The following is a 22,325-nucleotide window of genomic DNA, read 5'->3' as shown; positions in this document are numbered from 1 at the left end:
GGGACTTTTTTTTTGAGGTGCACTTCCCTATCCGTTTATGGTTTGGTAGAATCGTATCCTTTTATATGCTAGCTTCATTGTTGATTTTTAACTTTATACGGATTCCTGTAAAAAAATGAATAACTTTATAAGAACGAACTTAAATTATATCATTATGGGATTCAAGGAAACATTTCAAATCAACGGAGAAAACCTCTTACAAAAGATCAAAGAAATCATTGCAGAGGGTAATGTAAATAAAATCAGTATCTCGGACAAGCATGGTAAAGAAATCATGAGTTTTCCGATTACAGTTGGCGCGATCGGACTGATCCTGGCGCCGGTATTTGCCGCAATTGGCGCCGTGGCAGCCTTGCTAACCGAATGCACAATTACGGTAGAACGCAATAGCGAAAAGAAGGAAGAGGATAAAAAGGATGGTCCCTCAGAACCACCGACAACGATCACTGTCAACTAATTTGACCTTAAAAATTTACGATCATGAAAATCCTAAAGAATATTGTTTGCGTTTTGTTTGGTCTGCTTTTTATGAATGCAGGCTTAGATAAAATCCTTCATTATATGCCTATCCCACCAATGGACATGGACATGCAAAAGGTATTTGAAGCTTTCGGCACAATAAAATGGTTGTTGCCCCTTGTCGGTGTCATCGAAATCATCGGTGGATTGTTATTTCTGTTCCCTAAAACAAGAACTGTTGGTGCACTGGTTATCCTGCCAATACTAATTGGTATTTTTACGCATAATATGGTTTTTTATAGCCAACAGGGATTAATTATCTGGGCCGTACTTTTCGTCATTTGGCTATGGGTCGTATTTGAAAATTGGGGGAAATACAAAAAACTGATGGCGTAATTGTCCTGTTCGTCCAAACAAAAACGACAGGATCCTGTCAGGGAGAAATTCCTATTGTTAAGAAATTGATAGGGATTGTATGTTTTTGTTAGTATAAAATTAAAAAATAAAAAACTTTATACTCCAAAAATGGTTTGGTCAATTATTTGATGGGTTTATAGAATACCTCCTCGATAGCAGGGAATTTAGCGGGAGATGGAGGACGGTTCAAGGTTTACATATGCGTATATGTAGCGCAAATTAAACGTTATGTAGCAGAAATTAAACTTGCATATACAAGCAAATTTATCTTAGTTTGCTGAAATGGCGGGGATATAACTTAATATCTGAAAAACTTTGCAAACTTTTTTCCGTTTTAGTTTTTATTAATAGATACTTAAATCAAATTATACGTTGAACAGATTTACCCGAATTGCATTCAAAACAATATTGTGGATTATTGGAGTAATAATTGCGCTGATTATTCTAGTTGTATTTTTAATCCGGATACCCGCCGTTCAAAACTATATTGCCGGAAAAGTAACGCATTATGTCGAAGGAAAAATAGGCACTCCGGTTAAAATCGGTTACATCAATATTGATTTTCCGAAAAAGTTAGTGTTGCAAGATATCTATATGGAGGATCAGAGCAAGGACACGCTCGTTGCCGGAAAAAGTATTGCTGTGGACATCAACATGCTCAAGCTTCTGAAAAACACCGTAGAAATCCAAAGTATCGAAGCGGAGGGGATCACTACAAAAATCCGAAGAACATTGCCTGACAGTTCCTTTAATTTTGATTATATCGTCAAAGCATTTGCCTCCGAAAAGGAAAGTAAACCTACGGCAGATACCACTTCTGCCCTCATTTTTAATCTGGACAAGGTAAAGCTTGATAAAGCTCATATCGTTTATGCTGATGATGTTATTGGAACAAGCGCTGATGTATATCTGGGCACGCTAAATACCAATATTAAAAAATTTGACCTGACCAAAAATATGGCCTTCAACCTACCGAAGGTAAAAATAGACGGTTTGAATGCGACCGTAAAACAATGGAAACCTGTCATGGACGGCACTGCTCCATCGGTCGAAGACTTTGGCATTACGGACAAAACCGCACAAACCACTACCCTTCTTCCGGATGTGGGAATACAAATTGCCGACCTTGCCAATATCCTTGTCCGCTATGAGGATCAATCCAGCTCGCTTAAAACAAAGTTTAACATCAAAAATCTAAGAGCAGATATCAACAAGATTGATTTAAACAAGGAGCTAGTTGATATTCAAACCATCCAGCTCGATGGCTCCGACAATGAGGTGCTCTTTGGAAAAATAGCGAAGAAAACACAGCCTACGGGCAATACCCCAACGGATACCACAAAAATCAAGTGGATCGTCTCTGCCAAAGACATCACGATCAATAATACTGCACTGGCTTATCGGGATGACAATCAGGCACGCATGAAAGGCTTTGATTATTTCAATATTAAAATTCCGGGGATAAAAACCAATCTAACCGACTTATATTATAGTGCGGACTCCATTAGTGGGGCACTGAACGAGCTGACCGCATCCGATCACTCAGGCTTGGTTATCAAACAGCTCAAAGGTGAATTCAAGTATACAAATACCGGGGCAGAAATTAAAAACCTCTACGCGGAAACACCGCGCACGCTTATTCGGGACTACTTCAAAGTAACCTACCCTTCCCTGGATATCATTACCAAAAAACCGGAATTGATCTATGTGAATGCGACGCTTAAAAAGAGCCATGTCGATATGCGCGACATTTATTACTTTGCTCCTTTCCTTGATACGATGCAGGTCATGAAACCCTTGATGGACAAAAAGTTCAATATTGATGGACGTGTGATCGGCAAGTTAAACGACCTCAATATTCCTAATATTGATTTCCAGACCCTATCCAATACGCGGGTAATCGCCAGTATGCGACTGAAAGGATTGCCAAATGTGGATAAAATGTCCATGGACCTGAATCTGAAAAAATTAACCACAGGACGTTCGGATATTGAAAAACTCGTTGCGAAATCCATGCTTCCAGCTAATATCGAACTGCCAAATACGATCGGACTAACAGGTACCTTTAAAGGCGGTATGACTGCTTTTGACACCAATCTCTCACTGGTGACCGAAAAAGGAACAGCAAAATTTGACGGTAAAGTCAGCATGGCAAACAGAGATACCAGCTATGATGCTCTTGTTAGCATACGCGATTTTGATATCGGTAAGATCATGAAAATGGACAGTACCTTAGGGATACTTTCCTTTGAAGGAAAAATAAAAGGACATGGCACGGATCCCAAGAAACTTGTCGCCAATTTCGATGGTAAAGTAAACCGCATGGATGCCATGGGCTATCGGTATCAGAATATCGATATGAATCTCACTGCAGACAAAGGTGATATCAAAGCATCGGTCGTGAGTCCTGACCCCAATATTAAGCTGAAACTGGATGCCACGGCCAATATGAAATCCAAGTATCCCCAGGTGGATTTTGAATTGATGGTGGATACCATCAACCTCAAAAATCTGAAGTTAATGGCGGATGATTTTAAATACCACGGTAAGATGGTCGGGCATTTTACTTCAGCTGATCCAAACTTTCTCAATGGGGAGGCACATATCACCAACTCATCAATCGCCTACAACGATGCCTATTATTCTTTGGACAGTATTTCCCTGATTGCAAAATCGGATACATCCAGAAATTTGTTGCTTCTTAAATCTGCTTTTTTCAATGCCCACTTGGTCGGGAAATATAAGATTCTAGAGCTACAAAATGCCATTCAGGATATTTTACAAGTTTATTATCAACCTGGAAAACCTGTAAAGGTACCACCTTATGAACCACAGAACATCGAGTTTTCAGCACAATTGACCCGGACCAAATTTGTACAGGATTTTGTTCCGGAATTGACAGAAATGAAAGATATCACCTTAGATGGAATGTTCAATAGTGCGACGAAAACCATATTGGCCAAACTGGATGCCCCTAAAATAATCTATAACGGAACAGAAATAAATAACGTTACCCTGGATATCAATACCTTGGATAGCACCCTTTATTATTCTGCTCTGATCAATAAGATCAAGGTCAGTAATATTGAGCTAGTCAATACCGTGTTTAGTGGTAAGGTCATCCAGAATAACCTGGATTTCGGGTTATGGATCAAGGATAAGAAAGAGAAGGAACAATATCATTTAGGTGCCAATATGCGCGTGGACAATGGGGCTTTTGTCTTTAGTCTACTCCAGGACGGACTCATGCTGAACTACGACAAATGGACCGTAAACCCGTCCAACGTGCTCAAATTTGGAAGTACGGGGATTCAGGCAAAAGACTTTGTCCTGAGCAACAAGGGACAAGAATTGAGTATCTCTTCGCAGGACAGCGTTTTGAATTCGCCTGTCAATATTTCCTTCAATAATTTCCGTATTGAGACTATAAGTAAAATGCTCGAAAGCGATATTATGGATCTGGGCGGTGGCATCAATGGGCAGGCTACGATATCACGGCTGGAAAGTAATCCTGTATTTGTTTCGGATCTGGTCATCGATAAATTCTATGTCGGAAAAGATACCGTTGGAAACGTGAACATCAAAGTCAATAATGAAAAGGAAAATACCTATAATGCAAACATCAGTATCAGCGAAAATGGCAACAACGTGGTGTTAAGCGGGGATTTTATCAGTCCACCGAAAGGAGAATCGAGCCTGGATTTCACCTTGGATATTCAGCCATTGACCATGCAGACTGTGCAAGCATTTAGTTTGGGCTATCTGAAGGAATCAAAAGGAAACCTCGAAGGTCAATTAAAAATAACAGGCTCCCCTTCCAAACCGCTTATAGCTGGCGATGTCAAGTTTAAAGATGCTCAATTTAACATTGCAATGCTCAACGCCCTTTTCAAAGCAAAAGATGAGACGGTGCATTTTGATAATAGCGGGATCAGCTTTCCAAAATTTGCATTGGAAGACAAAAAAGGAAATATCGCTAAGGTGACGGGTTCGATCGATACAAAAACCTATACTGATTTTGATTTTAATCTCAACGTCAATACCGACAATTTTGAGGTGTTAAACTCTACCCAGACAGACAACGACATGTTCTATGGCAAGATGTACCTAACCTCCAATCTGCGGATCAGAGGAAACCTAGATAAGCCTGTTGTCGATGGAACAATTAAAGTACTTGACGAAACTGACTTCACCTTTGTCATGCCTAATGAAAACCCGGGGATGGCTGACCGTAAAGGGGTGGTCGAATTTGTTGATAAGAGTGATACAACCCGTGCGAATATATTTGCCAAGCTGGATTCGATGACCGTTACCAAATTGACAGGAATGGATGTGGATCTGAACCTGCAGACGGACAAAGAGGCTAAATTTAAAATCCTTCTGGATGCAGGCTCGCAGGATGCCCTTAATATCCAAGGTCAGGCGGAATTAAATGCCGGCATAGATGCCAGCAGTAAAATTACTTTGTCCGGAACATTTACTGTAGACAAAGGGAGTTACTCATTTAGCTTTGGTCCAGTGAAAAAAGATTTTACTTTTCAAAAAGGAAGTACCATCACCTGGAATGGAGATCCCTTGGATGCACGACTGAATATCACAGCAGCATATACGACCAAAGCACCTACCTTGGAATTAGTTGCGACGCAATTGGGTTCGGAAAACTCAAATCTGTATAAACAGCGTGTACCATTCAACGTGTTGCTAAAAATTACGGATAAGCTGTTCCAGCCGCAATTGGGTTTTGACATTGATTTGGATGAGAACAACTCTATTGTGTCTCAAGATGTGGTCAGTAAAGTAAATAATGCATTGACTACCCTCCGCGAAAACCCGTCAGAACTTAATAAGCAGGTATTCTCACTCATTGTATTGGGAAGATTTATGTCAACTAATCCATTTGAAAGTTTATCCGGAGGCGGCGGCACAGAAGCCATTGTCAGAAATAGCATCAGTTCGTTTTTGAGTGGACAGTTAAATCGTTTGGCTTCAGAATTAATTACGGGTGTAGAATTGGATTTCAACTTGACTTCTGAAGAGGACTATACTACCGGGGCTGGGCAGACAAGGACAGATCTGAATATCGGTGTCTCAAAAATGCTCCTCAATGACCGGCTAAAAATTACGATAGGTTCCAATTTTGAAGTTGAAGGCAATACCCGTCCTGGCGAAGCATCCAATAATATCGCTGGCGATATTCAATTGGATTACCAACTTTCACAAGATGGCCGCTATTTTGCCCGTATGTATCGTAAAAACCAATATCAGGTGACCCTTCAAGGGCAATATGTGGAGACCGGTATCGGATTCATTATTAATATGGATTATAATAAGTTTAAAGAGATATGGATGAGTTCAAAAAAACTCAAAGAGTACTATGATACCGACAGCAAAGGGTTTAGAAAACGCTTTAATGTGGAGCGGATGGAAACCGACTCGGTCTATCGGGACAGCGTACGTACAGTGATTAGAGACAGTTTGATGCTCCATAGCCCTGCATATCGAAAACGTATTGAAGAACGCGAAAAAGAAAAACGTAAACAAGAATTGGACTCAAGCAAGAATGCACCAAAAAATCAGGATCCAAAAACAAATTTAGATACGATCAGAACGACTGCGATTAAAAATGAAGATGAGGAAAGGAGTTATCATGCGAGCTAAGCTGAAATTTGCTATCGGAATATTGACACTGACTACGATCATAGCATCCTGCTCTTCTACCAAGAATTTGAAAGAAGGGGAAAGCCTGTATGTCAAAGGCAATGTCATTATAGATTCAGACACCATTTCAAAAGAGAACAAGGAAAAACTTTCGACCTATCTCCAGTCGTCCTTGATGCCAAAACCCAATAAACGCCTGGCGGGTGTCCCATTTAAGCTATATTTTAACAATATGGCCGGAGATTCCGCTAACAAAAACATGATCAAAAGATTCTTCAAGAAAATTGGAGAAGAACCCGTACTGTTGAGCGACGTCAACCGTGAGTACAATGAAAATCTGCTACGTAACCGCATGGAGAACATTGGCTTTTTCAATGCCGAGGTTAGATCAGACACCCTGGTTGAAGAAAAAAAGGCAACTATCAATTATACGGCTAAACCGAATCTGATCTATAGGATACAATCGGTCAAGTTTGACATAGATAGCACTAGCCAATTGGGGCGGGATATTCTTTCATCTTCAGACAAAAGCTTACTCCAGATAGGGAAAAATTACAGTCTTGATGTTATTCTGAATGAGCGCGACCGTATTGACAATGACCTTAAGAACAAGGGCTACTACTATTTTAGTCCGGATTATATTTTGGTGGAAGTCGATAGCTCACATCGAAATAATAGGGTAGACATGTATGTGACCGTAAAAAAGGAAACACCTGCCCAAGCGAAGATCCCGTCTAAAATCAATAAAATCTATATTTTCCCCAACTACACAGAAACCAGTTCGGGCTACCAGCGGTCAACGCGCAATGCCGAACTCTTTGACAGCAGTTACTATTTTATTGATCGAAGGCGTACCTTTCGCAAGCCGGTCATTGCCAACCATATTTTCTTTAAGCCGGGAGATGTTTATAACCGTACGGCACACAATCAGACAATCAGTCATTTGGTAAACCTGAATAGCTGGAAATTTGTGAAGAACAATTTTGTGGATAGCAAGGAAGTCCCCAATGCACTGGATGTCTACTACTATCTGACACCGTTGCCGAAAAAATCGTTGCGGGTAGAGCTTTTAGGAAAAATGGCATCAGTCTACAACGGTACAGAGGTCAACGTCAACTGGACGTTGCGCAATGCATTTAAAGGCGCGGAGCAATTGAGCTTTAACGTCTTTGGCGGATATGAAACCCAGACTGGGGGAAATGCGGATCTAAATTCCAGTTATTACCGCTACGGAATGGAAGCTACAGTAACTTTTCCGAGGATACTCTCTCCTTTCGGGCATATCAATCCCTCGCGTCGTTTTATTCCCAAAACCTATGTGAAAGGCCGATACGAATTCTTGAACCGCCGCAAGGCATACACCCTCAATTCCATTGCATTGGATTATGGCTACATCTGGCAGGAATCGGAAGAAAAGCAGCATGATTTGGCTTTACTGGAAATTACCTATGTACAGCCGAAAGGCATTTCGGAGACTTACCAAAAGCAAATGGATACGATCCCTGCTTTGCGGCATGCGATCGATCCCCAGTTTACGATCGGACCAAATTACAACTTCACGTTCCAGAATACGATGAAGCAGCATTTGAAGAATACGTTCTATTTCAAAGGAAATCTAGACCTGTCGGGAAATATCCTCGGTCTGATCAAGGGAGCGGATTTTAATAAAGGCAAAACCTTCAAGTTATTCGACGCATACTTCTCTCAGTATATCAAAATAAGCGGTGACGGAAGACATTATCTTAAGTTATCGGAGAATTCACAACTGGCCTCAAGGGTGAGCCTCGGTCTGAGTTATTCCTATGGAAACTCGCGTTCCCTTCCCTATTTGAAACAATATTATGTCGGCGGTCCAAACAGTATCCGTGCTTTCGGCGCCCGCGCTATTGGTCCGGGAACTCTTGCTCCGGAAAAACTGAGCAATGGCCTGTTTTATGCTGATCAAACCGGTGACATCAAATTGGAATTGAATACCGAATACCGGGCTAAGCTGGCTGGTTTTGTACATTGGGCAGCATTTATTGATGCCGGTAACGTCTGGTTGCAACGTGAAGATGTCAACAAACCCGGAGCCAAGTTCAGTAAAAACTTTCTAAATGAACTTGCCGTAGGTGGTGGCGCCGGCTTACGTTTTGACTTTACTTTCCTAATTGTCCGGACGGATTTTTCGATTCCCTTCCGTATCCCTTACTTACCAAAAGGAGAACGTTGGGTATTTAAAGATATCGATTTTGGCAGTTCGAAGTGGCGAAAAGATAACCTGATGTTCAATTTAGCTATTGGATATCCTTTCTAAACCAAAATCAAGTTATTCCCGTGAAATTGATTGATTTACTGATAATAATTCATTAAATTCAAGTATTATTTACTAATCCACATTAATGCTCATGAAATATCCATGCAAAAGAACGGTACAAGCATTCGTGAAAATGGACTGGATATTCCATATGCCCATAATAAACAAATAATTTACATATGAAAGTAACTATTGTTGGTGCTGGAGCTGTAGGCGCAACTACAGCAGACAATTTAATCCGTCGAAATGTCGCCGAAGAAATTGTATTATTGGATATCAAGGAAGGATTTGCGGAAGGGAAAGCGCAAGATATGGCGCAAACGGCGGCTCTATTGGGATTTGAATCCAAAATCAAAGGTGTAACCAATGATTATCTGTCGACTGCGGGCTCCACTGTTGCTGTCATTACTTCTGGTATTCCCCGTAAACCGGGAATGACCCGTGAGGAATTGATCGGAACAAATGCAAATATCGTCAAATCAGTGGTAGAAAATTTAGTAAAACACTCTCCCGATATTATTATTGTTATTGTATCGAACCCAATGGATACGATGACTTATCTTGCGCTCAAATCGAGTGGCTTGCCTAAAAATAGGATTATCGGAATGGGAGGAACATTGGACTCTGCACGCTTCAAATATCAATTGAGTGAAAAATTAAATGCTTCGGCGGCGGATCTCAACGCCATTGTCATTGGTGGCCATGGTGATACCACCATGATTCCGTTGATCAAGCACTCCACGTGGAACAGCATTCCGGTCAGCAACTTCCTTACAGCCGAGGAGCAGGCAGAGGTCGTCCATAAGACGATGGTCGGTGGGGCCACATTAACCAGTCTGATTGGCACTTCAGCTTGGTACGCCCCTGGTGCCGCTACTGCTGCGGTCGTGGAAAGCATCGTGCGCGACCAAGGTAAATTATTCACTGCTTCCGTTTACCTCGAAGGGGAATTTGGACAAGAAGATATTAACCTGGGTGTTCCGGTTATCATTAACAAAAAAGGATGGGACCGTATTATTCCATTGCAGTTGGATGAGGAGGATAAAGAAAAATTCAGTAAGAGTGCCGATGCGGTACGCGCCATGAATAACGTATTAAAAGAAATCAACGCATTATAATTGGTATAGGCAAACGAAAAAAAAGGCTGTTATTTTAAAATGACAGCCTTTTTTGTCATATCCCGACCGGACGCCCCCACGCTACAGTTCGCCATTAAAAGAATAGATTATTTATCCGTTACCATCTATCTGACAGATGACAACCTAAATTTACCTTAGAGGTGAAGATAATAAGCCGGCGTCAAAATTTTTTTTAATTAAATTTTTGGCTATGTTTGGGAATATGACGAAAGTACCATTTCAAATCTTGGATCTTCAGGGGCAAGGAACGCATATTCTAGTTGATGTAACGCTATACGAACGCAATTTTAAAATGGTGATCGACACGGGGGCATCCAAAACTGTATTTGACAAAACCCAAATGGCACATCTTCTGGAAGATCAGTTGCTGCTGGAGCCATCAGAAACCCTTTCAACAGGTCTCGGTACCAATTCCATGGAGAGCTTTACAATGGAAATCCCTAGCCTGGCGATCGGCACCTGGCGAATCAACAAATTAAAAACCGCAGTATTGGACTTAAGTTCCATCAATTATGCCTACGGGCAAATGGAACTTGATCCCGTCATTGGGGTGTTGGGGGGTGATATTTTTGCCGACTACGGTGCCGTCATTGATTACGCCAAGCAGACATTACGCTTACGCGACCGAAAAATCAAGAGTAAGTAAGCCGCCCGCTTGCTGTAGCAAAATCGCACGACTAACTACGCAATACTAGAATTTAAAAAGCCTTTTGTGAATATGTAGACGAAGGTAAGTATAATAGAGGATAGCGATCAATATCCCCAATCCCCCCATGGTATATAAAGTCGCCCTTAGACCACAATAACTGGCCAGGGAGCCGATCATCAATGTTCCTATCGGAAAAATGCCCTGGAAGGCCATGACATAATATGAAATAGCCCGGGCCCGGTATATCGGTATGGCATGGGTCTGAATATACGTATTGATGCTCGAGTTCTGCATCATCATTGCAAAGGAAACCAGCATGACATAGACGAGCGCCATCTGCAACATGCTCGAATGAGCAAGGAAGAGCAAGGCCAATCCCATCAATGCAGCAGCCCCCATCACCTGATACCGTAGGTTTGATCCTGACTTCAAGCGAGCCATATTAAATGCACCGATCATGGCTCCCAATCCAGCCGCACTTTCAAACCAGGAGAATGTGCGTTCATCCCCATGGAACATTTCTTTTGCTATGGCCGGTAAGAGCGAGGTATAAGGGATCACAATCAAACTGGAGAACGTCATGATAATAATCAAGGAGGAGATATGTGGCGAACGCTTGAGGTAGCGGAACCCCTCAACCAAGCCTTCCCAGTTGCTCCCTTTACTGAGTTGCCCTTTAGTTTCATCCACCTGCATCATTAACAAGGTAATGATAACCGGTACAAAACTGATAAAATTCAATGCGAAACAGACCAGCTCGCCATAAGTACTGAGCAAAATGCCCCCAATCGCAGGTCCCAGCATCCGTGCAGCGTTAAAGATGGTGGAATTGAGTGCAATCGCATTTGGCAAGTCCTTACGGTCACCGACCAGATACATCATCAACGACTGCCTGCCGAGCACATCAAAGGAGTTGATGACCCCTTGTATCAGACCAAGGACCGAGAGCCACAGGACACTCTCCCACTTGAGGTAAACCACCAAAGTGAGTATACCGGCCTGTATCATCAGGCCGATCTGCGTCAATAATACCAATTTGTATTTTTTGTGCTTATCGACGAAGCTTCCGATAAAAGGCGACAACACCAACGAGGGCAATAGGGAAATAAACTGAACGAAACCCAACCAAAACACAGAACTTGTCAGTTCATACACCAGCCAGCTGATCGCTATCCGTTGCATCCAAGTTCCCATCAGGGAAATTGCTTGTCCTATAACATGTAAACGGAAGTTTCTATAATGGAGAGACCTAAAAACCTGCATATTGAAAGATAATACTATAAAAGTATAACAAAAAAGAAAGAGAAGAGATTCTAATTTGCAAAAATAATGATGCAATTCATTGAAATCAATGTGTAATACTGGAATATAATCAATAACTTTGCACCTATTATTTCGAACGTTAAAATAATCAAATAATTATCATTCAATAACATACACAATGAAATTTTTTATTGACACAGCGAACCTAGAGCAAATCAAGGAAGCCCAAGATTTAGGCGTATTAGATGGTGTAACGACCAATCCAAGTTTAATGGCTAAAGAAGGTATCAGCGGTGATGAGAACGTAATCAACCACTACAAAGCAATCTGTGCTATTGTTGACGGCGACGTGAGTGCTGAAGTTATTTCGACTACTTATGAAGAAATGATCAAAGAAGGCGAAGCCTTGGCAACTCTTGACAGCAAGATCGTGGTCAAAGTTCCTATGATCAAAGATGGTGTGAAAGCAATTAAATATTTCAGCAAAAAAGGTATTAAAACAAACTGTACATTAGTATTCACTGCCGGACAAGCTTTATTGGCCGCAAAAGCAGGCGCAACTTATGTTTCTCCTTTTATTGGCCGTTTGGATGATATCTCAACTGACGGGTTGGCATTGATCGAAGACATCCGTTTGATCTATGATAACTACCAATATCCAACGCAAATCTTGGCCGCTTCTGTACGCCATAGCGCACACATCTTAGGTTGTGCTAAAATCGGAGCAGATGTAATGACAGGCCCATTGTCGGCAATTTTATCTTTATTGAAACATCCTTTGACAGATAGCGGTTTAGCCACATTCTTAGCTGACCACGCAAAAGCTGCAGGTAAATAAAATAAGCTGTATTTCAGTATAGTTTTTAAACCGATAAGGGGAAGATGACAATATTCTTAACCTTATCGGTTTTCTTATGTGGATAAATTCCGTATTTTTGTGGTTGATCTAAGGTTTAACGAAGAAGTCCATGGAACAATCCAATACCGTATATCCAGAAATTCTGAAACGGAATAGCTTAAAAGTCACCCAGCCCCGGCTGAAGGTGCTTGAAATTATTTCAACAAAAGATTCGGCCATCTCCCAGCCTGAATTGGAGAAATTACTGGGTAAGGATATCGACCGTGTGACCTTGTATCGTGTGCTGGCCAGTTTTGAGGAAAAAGGTATTATCCATAAGATCTTTGACCTACACGGTACCGCCACCTATGCCATGTGTTCCACCAACTGTTCCGAACACGACCACCACGATCAGCACGTGCATTTCATCTGCCGGATATGCAACTCCGTTTATTGCTTGGATGAAATTACATTACCAAAAGTTTCTATCCCCAATGGGTTCAGTCTGGAGGCGATTGCTGTAAACGCACTTGGCGTATGTAATCACTGTAAAAAATAAGTCCACTGAACAACGACAAAACAATTTCCCGCTTGATCTGTCTATAATTTGGGAATCGGAATTACTCCGATTAGCTTGGCTATTATACGGGCAAATGCTGATTTTTTTGTACCTTGTAGAGGTATGAGGTGGCCATGCAAATGCCCCTAGAGGCCAAAACAAATGCATAAAAATAACACGAATGAAGACAAGAAAAGAAAATCCCTATAAAGAAGTATTAACGCAGCTGATTATTGATATTTTCGAAAAATCAGACAACAAACCGCTTAATTACAAGCAAGTTTCTTCCAAACTGAACCTGACAGACAACGATTCCAAAGTGGCTATTGCCGATATTTTGCAGGACAATGTCCGGAGCGGGCTATTTGTCGAGGTCGAGCGCGGAAAATTCAACCTAAAGCAGCTTAAGGTATATGTGACCGGAAGAGTGGATATGACGGCTGACGGCTCCGCCTATATCATCCCAGACGATGAGTTTGAGAACGATATCTATATTGCACCCCGTAAATTAAGACAGGCCCTGCATGGGGATATTGTCAAAGTCCATACTTTTGAGAAAAGAAAAGGTGGCCGTAAAAAAGAAGGCGAAGTTGTCGAAATCTTACAACGGGCCAAAACCGACTTTACCGGAACGATCAGCATCTCAAATAATTTCGCTTTTTTTATCGCCGACGACCGCAAGATGCTCCACGATATCTTTATCCCCTTGGATAACCTGAATGGTGCCAAGGACAAGGAGAAAGTCGTGGTTTCGATCATTGACTGGCCGAGTGGCAGTAAAAACCCCGTAGGAACGGTCAAACATGTCCTTGGGGTCAAAGGAGAAAACAACACCGAGATGAATGCGATCTTGGCGGACTACGGTTTCCCATTAGAATTCCCGAAGAAGGTAGAAGAAGAAGCTAATAAGATCACGGAGAAAATCAGCAAGGAAGAGATTGCCAAAAGACGTGATTTCAGAGGCGTCCCAACCTTTACGATCGACCCCGCCGATGCCAAAGATTTCGACGATGCCATATCTTTCCAAAAGCTGGAGAATGGCAATTACGAGATCGGTGTGCATATTGCCGATGTATCCCATTTTGTGATTCCGGATACCGAACTGGACAAAGAAGCTTTTAACCGTGCGACATCCGTTTATTTGGTAGACCGTGTTATTCCAATGCTTCCGGAACGTTTGTCCAATGGCGTCTGTTCATTACGGCCACATGAAGACAAACTTTGTTTTTCGGCAGTATTTGAGCTCGATGACAAGGCTACGATACATGATCAATGGTTTGGCCGTACAATTATCCATTCGGACAGACGGTTTAGTTATGAAGAAGCACAGGAGGTCATTGAGACGAAATCCGGTGATTTCAGCCATGAAATTTTAAAATTGAATGAACTTGCTTATATCCTTCGTGAGCGTAAGTTTAAGAATGGAGCGATCGCCTTTGAAAGTGAGGAAGTCAAATTCACCCTGGATGAGAATGGCAAACCTACGGGTGTATATACCAAAGTACGTAAAGATGCCCACAAGCTGATTGAAGACTTTATGTTGCTGGCCAACCGTAAGGTGGCCGAATATATCGGCAAGCAAGGTCGCGGTAAAAACAAATTAACGTTTGTGTACCGTTATCACGATGTACCAAACCCAGAGACCTTAACGACATTTTCGCAATTCGCTGCACGATTTGGTCACAAGCTGACCATTAAAACAGACAAGGAAACAGCAAAATCCCTCAATGCCATCATGACCAAGATCGAAGGTAGCAAGGAACAGAATATGCTGACTTCATTGGCGGTGCGCTCCATGGCCAAGGCCATCTATACGACAAAGAAAACGAGCCATTATGGATTGGCATTTGATTATTACACCCATTTCACCTCCCCTATCCGTCGTTATCCCGATGTGATGGTGCACCGTCTTTTGCAGTTCTACCTGGATGGTGGCACCAAGGTCAATGCCGAGCACTATGAAAAGATGGCAGAGCACTCTTCGCAGATGGAGAAAAAGGCAGCAGAAGCTGAACGTGCATCCATTAAATATAAACAGGCAGAATTCCTACAAGACCAGATTGGCACCGAATATACTGGTATCGTATCAGGTGTGACCGAATGGGGTATGTATGTGGAGATTCAGGAGAACAAGTGTGAGGGTATGGTACGCTTGCGCGATATCACGGATGATTTCTATGTACTCGATGAGAAGAACTATGCGATTATTGGCCAGCGGAAGAAAAAGAAATTCCAGCTGGGTGATGAGGTGCAGATCCGTGTAAAGAAAGTGGACCTGGATAAAAGGCAGATAGATTTTACGTTGTTGTCGTAGCATTACAAAATAAAAAAGGAGAACTCATTCTCCTTTTTTATTTTGTAATTACTTTTGAAAATATTACGCTGTTTTTATTCGACCTCGCTAAATCTGAATACTTTCAAAAAGTTAGGATCAGCACCCTTAACGATCACTTTGCTACCTTCTTCCACTACTTTCCCATTATCTTCAATTTTCCAGGTGACGGTAAATGGTGTAGCTCCAAATTTAATCCCACTCATAGTTAAATCACCAACCTGAAACTTTTCCAATGATTTGAAAATGACCGTTTTTCCACCATTAAAATCATCGGCTCCTAAGTTTATAATATCATCAGTCACTTTCACACCATTTACATTCCAATCCACAAAAACGCTATTTGTTTTCATTCCACTGATAGATACGTCAAATTTATCATTTTCAGCCTTTTTAAACTCTTTCGAAACAGTGATTGTTGCCGTGATATCATGATCTTTGAAGTTCACCGGTTTTGGATCATCATCTTTCGAACATCCCACAAACGCAAGCGTCACAAGCGTTAATACCATTAAATACATCGATTTGATTTTCATAATTTGCATACTTTAATTTGTTTTTACTGTTAATTATCTGTCCGTGTTTGACAAACCTCTTGCCAAATAGATGCAAAAACACGCAAAAAGATCAATATACTGGAAAACCAGTAGAAGAATATTTTTTCTGAAAAAATACGGAATAACTAGTAATCAATAAGGTAAGGATAGTTTATGAATCATACACGGAGCCTGTCTATTTTCACGATCAGCTCAACAAGATTGCCCGAATTGTCCTTATTTGACAACATCATATTAACCCAGTAACAGCTGCTAAACTTGCGAGCGCAATATTATCACAGCAAATCTTACATATTATTGCGCTATCGCGAAAAAGGAAACATTCCGCACTGTGTTTACTCCATTTCGCCAAGTAAAACATGAATTCTGCGTCGTGTCGGAATGAGCCAAACCAGTGTCGAAGCTATTTTTCCATGTGGGGAAATGAAAATTCCACCTGACTAAATCATCCAGACCAAGGAAAAAACGGAACAGACAGGCGACTAAATCATTCCGACGCCTGACAAAACCATATCGTCACAAGGGAAAATGACTTAGTCGTGTGTCGAAATGATTTCGACAGGTGAGTAAATGAAAGTTCCACCCGACTAAATCATCTAGACGATGGAGAATATCCAGAAGAAGGAGCGCGGACTTGTCAAACCACGAGGGGAAATGGCTCCGCCTCGGGGAAAAGAGAGCTGTCAGTGCGAAAAAATAATCTAAATTTTATACACTAACTATTTAATATTCAAAACGGAATCAGTATCTTTGCGAACTTAAAATAATTTAGGTATCAAATTTATAAACAAAAACAGGTAAATGCCTACTATTCAACAATTAGTTAGAAAAGGTAGAGTAGCTCTGGTTGATAAGAGTAAGTCACCAGCGTTGGACTCATGTCCACAGCGAAGAGGTGTATGTACACGTGTATATACTACTACCCCTAAAAAACCAAACTCAGCAATGCGTAAAGTAGCTCGTGTACGTTTAACAAACGGTAAAGAGGTCAACGCTTACATCCCTGGAGAAGGTCACAACTTACAAGAGCACTCGATCGTATTGATCCGTGGTGGTCGTGTTAAGGATTTACCAGGTGTGCGTTACCACATCATCCGTGGTGCATTAGATACTTCAGGTGTAGCAGGTCGTAACCAACGTCGTTCTAAATATGGAACTAAGCGTCCTAAACCAGGACAACCAGCGGCAGCTCCAGCAAAAGGTAAAAAGAAATAATTAAACGGAGGAAAGAAAAATGAGAAAATCAAAACCGAAAAAGAGAATCATTTTACCTGATCCAAAGTTTAACGACGTTCAGGTAACACGTTTCGTAAACAATATGATGGTAGATGGTAAAAAATCCATTGCTTACGATATTTTTTACGATGCAGTAGAATTAGTAGAACAAAAAACACAAGAAAGCGGTTTAGAAGCTTGGAAAAAAGCTTTGAACAACGTTATGCCTGCTGTTGAAGTTAAATCACGCCGTGTGGGTGGTGCCAACTTCCAAGTTCCTATGGAAGTTCGTCCAGAGCGTAAAATTGCTTTGGGTATGAAATGGTTAATTTCATACGCTCGTAAACGTGGTGAAAAAACAATGTTCGAAAAATTAGCAGGAGAAATCATTTCAGCTTCTAAAGGTGAAGGTGCTGCTGTTAAGAAGAAAGAAGATACGCACAAAATGGCGGAAGCTAACAAAGCGTTCTCACACTTCAGATTCTAATTTTGAAGACATTCAAAAAAATATGATTACACCGACCTCCGATAAACGAACACTCTTTTATCAAGGTCGGTGTACTTATTTAACATTACATTTAAACACATAAGGCCCGTAAGGCCAGCTGCTTAAAAATATTATGGCAAGAGATTTAAAATTCACTAGAAATATCGGTATCGCTGCACACATCGATGCTGGTAAAACTACAACAACTGAGCGTATCCTTTATTACTCAGGTGTAAACCATAAAATTGGTGAGGTTCACGAAGGTGCTTCAACAATGGACTGGATGGAGCAAGAGGCTGAGCGTGGTATCACGATCACTTCTGCTGCAACAACTGTATTCTGGAACTACCGTAACAACAAATACCAAGTAAACGTTATCGATACACCTGGACACGTGGATTTCACGGTTGAGGTAAACCGTTCGTTACGTGTATTGGATGGATTGGTATTCTTGTTCTCAGCAGTTGATGGTGTTGAGCCTCAATCTGAAACAAACTGGCGTTTGGCTGATGGTTACAAAGTACCTCGTATCGGTTTCGTTAACAAAATGGACCGTTCAGGAGCTGACTTCTTGAAAGTTGTAAAACAAGTAAAAGATATGTTGGGTTCTGATGCTGTAGCTTTACAATTGCCTATCGGTGCTGAAGATACGTTCACAGGTGTGGTTGACTTGATCAACAACCGTGGTATCGTTTGGAACGAGCATGATAAAGGAATGACTTTCACTGAAGTTCCAATTCCTGAGGATATGTTGGACGAGGTTGCTGAATACCGTGAGAAATTATTGGAAGCAGTAGCTGGTTATGATGAGTCTTTGATGGAGAAATTCTTCGAAGATCCAGATTCATTGACTGAGCGTGAAATCTTAAATGCATTACGTGCTGCAGTATTGGATAACTCTATCGTTCCTATGGTTTGTGGTTCATCCTTCAAAAACAAAGGTGTTCAAACCATGTTGGATCTTGTAATGGAATTATTGCCTTCACCTCTTGATGTAGAGGCTGTAAAAGGTACTAATCCTGATACTGGTGAAGAAATTGAGCGTAAACCATCTGTTAGTGAGCCTTTCGCAGCTTTAGGTTTCAAAATTGCGACTGACCCATTCGTAGGTCGTCTATGTTTCATCCGTGCTTACTCTGGTAAGTTAGATGCAGGTTCTTATGTATTGAACACACGTTCAGGAAACAAAGAGCGTATCTCACGTATCTTCCAAATGCACGCGAACAAACAAAACCCTATTCCTTTTATCGAGGCAGGTGATATCGGTGCTGTTGTAGGTTTCAAAGACATCAAAACTGGTGATACACTATGTGACGAAAAAGCGCCTATCGTATTAGAGTCCATGACTTTCCCTGAGCCAGTAATTGGTTTAGCGATTGAGCCTAAAACACAAGCTGACGTTGATAGATTAGGTATTGGTCTTGGTAAATTGGCTGAAGAAGATCCTACATTCGTTGTTAAATCTGACGAAGAGACTGGTCAAACAGTTATCTCAGGTATGGGTGAGCTTCACTTAGAGATCTTGATCGACCGTTTGAAACGTGAATTCAAAGTTGAGGTTAATCAAGGTGCTCCTCAGGTAGCATACAAAGAGTCTATCAATGGTACTACTGAGCACCGTGAGGTATACAAAAAACAATCAGGTGGTCGTGGTAAATTCGCGGATATCAAAGTTGTTATCTCTCCTATCGATGCAGATTACGATACAACAAAATCAGCACTTCAATTCGTAAACGAAATTGTGGGTGGTGCGATTCCAAAAGAATACATCCCATCCGTTCAAAAAGGATTTGAAGCGTCATTAAATAATGGTGTATTAGCTGGTTACCCACTTTCTGGCATGAAAGTTCGTTTGATTGATGGTTCATTCCACGCAGTCGATTCAGATTCATTGTCATTCGAATTGGCAGCTAAAATGGCGTACCGTGAGGCATTACCTAAATGTTCTCCAGTATTGATGGAGCCAATCATGAAAGTTGAAGTATTGACTCCAGAAGAAAACATGGGTGATGTAATGGGTGACTTGAACCGTCGTCGTGGTCAAATGCAAGGTTTGGATTCACGTAACGGTGCACAGGTAATCAAAGCATTGGTTCCACTTTCTGAAATGTTCGGTTACGTAACACAATTACGTACAATCACTTCAGGTCGTGCAACATCTACAATGGAATTTGATCACTATGCTGAAGCTCCACGTAACGTTGCTGAAGAAGTAATCGCAAAATCAAAAGGCAGAATCAAAGGTTCTGTTGAATAATATAACACAAGGATAATGGAACAAAGATAAAGGACGCTAGTCTTTTCTCTTTGTTCTTTAATCAAAAAATACACACCGATTGCTAGTTGTGAATAGCTCTAATTAGCAATCATTTTAAATAAATAAAAATGAGCCAAAGAATCAGAATTAAATTGAAATCATACGATTACAATTTGGTTGACAAGTCAGCTGAAAAAATCGTAAAAACAGTAAAACCTACAGGTGCAGTTGTTAGTGGTCCTATTCCATTGCCTACTGAGAAAAAAATCTACACGGTATTACGTTCACCACACGTTAACAAAAAAGCACGTGAGCAATTCCAATTGTGTGCTTACAAAAGATTGTTGGATATCTATTCATCAAACGCTAAAACTGTTGACGCATTGATGAAACTTGAATTGCCTTCAGGTGTTGAAGTAGAAATCAAAGTGTGATAGATTTCAGTCACTGAAAAAAGAAAGGGCCTTTCGTAAGAAAAGCCCTTTTTTGTTATAATCGTCTAATAGCGATGCCCCTTCATCGCATTAATTATATAAAGATTATTTGTAGAGGATGTTACGTTTGGCGTCCTTTTTAAAGAATAATTTCTTCCAAAGTCATTGCCGTGTCTATAGTTATGGGGTCATATATGGGAAAAACTAAGAGCCAAAATTAGCGTTAACCAGTATTTCATCACATAATATCCGAAACGTAGCATTTTGATCGGCGACTACTTTAACATATCTTCCCTTTGCTTTCATCTCCCCAGTCCAGGCGATGTCGATCCAGCAATCATGTTGATCATTGTTGGAAGCTGGTATGATCACGGTTTTCATTCGGTCAAAATGTTTTCCATCCGTAGAAACATAAAAATGCACGGCCGAAGGCAATAAAACACCCCCAGGACGGTAGTGCAGAAAACGTGCTGCTAACGAGGTAATCGGCGACTGCTTCTTCAGGTCCAGTACGACGCTCATCTTTCCATTTCCAAAATCTAGCCAGTTCAAGTCATTTGTATGTTCCATTCCGAATTTGCCATCCGTCAATTTCTGTTGTACAGCGTCTTTTAAATTGTTGTCTTCCAATTTTACGGCAGAACCGATCGCACCGTTGGCCAAATCGCCTTTAAAGGTTGCTTCCAACAAAGGCCAACGTCCCTTACGCTGCTTCCAATCCGTAAAATCGATGAACGCCTGTGCCGACTCGATGGGCTGGCCAATTGGCATAATCGAGTTTGCATCATCGATAATACCATAAACTGAAAAACTGATCACATTTTTTGCTCCAGCCAGTGAAGCGGCAACAAGCTGCGACAGGTAGCGTGGAAAAGCAGCCGGAATCAACGCAGATTCTCGAGAGTTGTCCTCCTTCTGCCAGGTAAACGATTCGATATTGGACCAAAATTCTATCCCTGTGCCTTCATGTATCTTGCCCAGTTTTTTAAAGTTTTCCCTAACACGTGGCAAAGGCATCGGTTCGCGCACGCAGCCAACTTCATCCTGATAGGCGATGATATCGACGTTTAGCTTCTTGATCTGTTGGGCAAACTTCGGGTCTTCCAACGCGGCGTAACAAACACCGTAAGGTGATATCATCACCTTCTTATCAGGAGTTAAATTTTTGGCTATCGCTGTAAGTGTATTTGCAGCATGGACCGCTTCATCAGAAAGAATAGGTTCCATGCTATCCTCCACAGGTAGATACCAGCCGTAGAATGATTTGTTTGTTGCGAATAGAGCGGCGGTTTCTTGCATAATACGTTGTTGCAACGCTTTAATCTTCGGATCGCGTATGTTATCATCCTGATTTTCAGCCCAACCACAACTCATAAATACGTGCATGCCATATTGATCCGCAGCCTCCACGATGGCTTCGACAGGACTTTGTTGCCCCGCTGGATACGCTGCCGGCATAAAAGAGGAAGGATAGAATGCCTTGCCGTCGTTGGCCACCGCCATGAGAACGAGATACCTGAGGCCCATCTGCGCGTATTCCCCAATTTTTGTTTTCCAGAATGCTGGCGCAAGACAATCGACATGCGCCGGATTCATGTATTTATTACGTACATCTTGGTAAGGTAAATTAAGCCATGTACCTTTTAATGGTTTTAAGTCCTGTGCCTGGAGCTTTACAGCAACCGCAGCAGTCAGCAAACTAACGACAAACAAAAAGCATCCTATTTTAACGAATAATTTTTTCATGATATTTAGGCAAAATTTT

Annotated in this window: 16 protein-coding genes; 13 read left to right on the top strand and 3 right to left on the bottom strand. The window is 41.3% G+C overall.

The genetic code is table 11. From position 1 onward, the window contains the following. Nucleotides 1-115: 115 nt before the first annotated feature. From DCO56_RS27165 to DCO56_RS27140, 6 genes are all read left to right on the top strand, one after another. Nucleotides 116-457, top strand: a complete 342-nt coding sequence (locus DCO56_RS27165; RefSeq protein WP_241254838.1) for a DUF4342 domain-containing protein — start codon at nucleotides 116-118, stop codon at nucleotides 455-457. A gap of 23 nt (nucleotides 458-480) precedes the next feature. Beyond that, nucleotides 481-855 carry a MauE/DoxX family redox-associated membrane protein gene (locus DCO56_RS27160; protein WP_108636818.1) on the top strand — a complete coding sequence of 125 codons (375 nt, stop codon included), beginning with the start codon at nucleotides 481-483 and terminating at the stop codon, nucleotides 853-855. A gap of 393 nt (nucleotides 856-1,248) precedes the next feature. Continuing rightward, nucleotides 1,249-6,534, top strand: a complete 5,286-nt coding sequence (locus DCO56_RS27155) for a translocation/assembly module TamB domain-containing protein (protein WP_108636817.1) — start codon at nucleotides 1,249-1,251, stop codon at nucleotides 6,532-6,534. Further along, a complete protein-coding gene (gene tamL, locus DCO56_RS27150; RefSeq protein ID WP_108636816.1) occupies nucleotides 6,500-8,830 on the top strand; it encodes a translocation and assembly module lipoprotein TamL in 2,331 nt (776 codons plus the stop codon). Before DCO56_RS27155 ends, tamL begins: the two co-directional genes overlap by 35 nt. A gap of 179 nt (nucleotides 8,831-9,009) precedes the next feature. Beyond that, nucleotides 9,010-9,948 (top strand): malate dehydrogenase, encoded by a 939-nt coding sequence (locus DCO56_RS27145; RefSeq protein WP_108636815.1) that lies wholly within the window; start codon nucleotides 9,010-9,012, stop codon nucleotides 9,946-9,948. Between the two features lie 211 nt (nucleotides 9,949-10,159). Continuing rightward, on the top strand, nucleotides 10,160-10,615 hold the full coding sequence (locus DCO56_RS27140; RefSeq protein ID WP_245935927.1) for a retropepsin-like aspartic protease: 456 nt from the start codon (nucleotides 10,160-10,162) through the stop codon (nucleotides 10,613-10,615). Nucleotides 10,616-10,660: 45 nt separating this feature from the next. On the opposite strand, the gene DCO56_RS27135 is transcribed toward DCO56_RS27140, so the two are convergent. Beyond that, nucleotides 10,661-11,881 carry an MFS transporter gene (locus DCO56_RS27135; RefSeq protein ID WP_108636814.1) on the bottom strand — a complete coding sequence of 407 codons (1,221 nt, stop codon included), beginning with the start codon at nucleotides 11,879-11,881 and terminating at the stop codon, nucleotides 10,661-10,663. A gap of 178 nt (nucleotides 11,882-12,059) precedes the next feature. Between DCO56_RS27135 and fsa the strand changes: the two genes are divergently transcribed. From fsa to rnr, 3 genes are all read left to right on the top strand, one after another. Then, a complete protein-coding gene (fsa, locus tag DCO56_RS27130; RefSeq protein ID WP_108636813.1) occupies nucleotides 12,060-12,719 on the top strand; it encodes a fructose-6-phosphate aldolase in 660 nt (219 codons plus the stop codon). Nucleotides 12,720-12,849: 130 nt separating this feature from the next. After that, nucleotides 12,850-13,278, top strand: a complete 429-nt coding sequence (locus DCO56_RS27125; protein ID WP_108636812.1) for a Fur family transcriptional regulator — start codon at nucleotides 12,850-12,852, stop codon at nucleotides 13,276-13,278. A 181-nt stretch (nucleotides 13,279-13,459) separates the two neighbouring features. Continuing rightward, complete coding sequence (rnr, locus tag DCO56_RS27120) at nucleotides 13,460-15,592, top strand: ribonuclease R (protein WP_108636811.1); 2,133 nt, start codon at nucleotides 13,460-13,462, stop codon at nucleotides 15,590-15,592. Nucleotides 15,593-15,666: 74 nt separating this feature from the next. On the opposite strand, the gene DCO56_RS27115 is transcribed toward rnr, so the two are convergent. Next, nucleotides 15,667-16,146 (bottom strand): hypothetical protein, encoded by a 480-nt coding sequence (locus DCO56_RS27115; protein WP_146191149.1) that lies wholly within the window; start codon nucleotides 16,144-16,146, stop codon nucleotides 15,667-15,669. A gap of 822 nt (nucleotides 16,147-16,968) precedes the next feature. Here DCO56_RS27115 and rpsL point away from each other — a divergent pair. The 4 genes from rpsL (at nucleotide 16,969) to rpsJ (ending at nucleotide 20,560) form a co-directional block, all read left to right on the top strand. Next, nucleotides 16,969-17,382 (top strand): 30S ribosomal protein S12, encoded by a 414-nt coding sequence (gene rpsL / locus DCO56_RS27110; protein WP_108636809.1) that lies wholly within the window; start codon nucleotides 16,969-16,971, stop codon nucleotides 17,380-17,382. Nucleotides 17,383-17,401: 19 nt separating this feature from the next. Then, nucleotides 17,402-17,869 carry a 30S ribosomal protein S7 gene (gene rpsG / locus DCO56_RS27105; RefSeq protein WP_077437603.1) on the top strand — a complete coding sequence of 156 codons (468 nt, stop codon included), beginning with the start codon at nucleotides 17,402-17,404 and terminating at the stop codon, nucleotides 17,867-17,869. A gap of 133 nt (nucleotides 17,870-18,002) precedes the next feature. After that, the gene (gene fusA, locus DCO56_RS27100; protein ID WP_108636808.1) at nucleotides 18,003-20,126 is read left to right on the top strand and encodes an elongation factor G; all 2,124 of its coding nucleotides are present in this window, start codon (nucleotides 18,003-18,005) and stop codon (nucleotides 20,124-20,126) included. 128 nt (nucleotides 20,127-20,254) lie between these two features. Beyond that, nucleotides 20,255-20,560 (top strand): 30S ribosomal protein S10, encoded by a 306-nt coding sequence (rpsJ, locus tag DCO56_RS27095; RefSeq protein WP_028070501.1) that lies wholly within the window; start codon nucleotides 20,255-20,257, stop codon nucleotides 20,558-20,560. Between the two features lie 204 nt (nucleotides 20,561-20,764). On the opposite strand, the gene DCO56_RS27090 is transcribed toward rpsJ, so the two are convergent. After that, nucleotides 20,765-22,306 carry a DUF4434 domain-containing protein gene (locus tag DCO56_RS27090; RefSeq protein WP_108636807.1) on the bottom strand — a complete coding sequence of 514 codons (1,542 nt, stop codon included), beginning with the start codon at nucleotides 22,304-22,306 and terminating at the stop codon, nucleotides 20,765-20,767. Nucleotides 22,307-22,325: the final 19 nt, after the last annotated feature.

Source organism: Sphingobacterium athyrii (assembly GCF_003071065.1).
Taxonomy (GTDB): domain Bacteria; phylum Bacteroidota; class Bacteroidia; order Sphingobacteriales; family Sphingobacteriaceae; genus Sphingobacterium; species Sphingobacterium athyrii.
The sequence above is the reverse complement of the archived record's forward strand: the minus strand, read 5'-3'. Positions and strand labels throughout refer to the sequence as shown.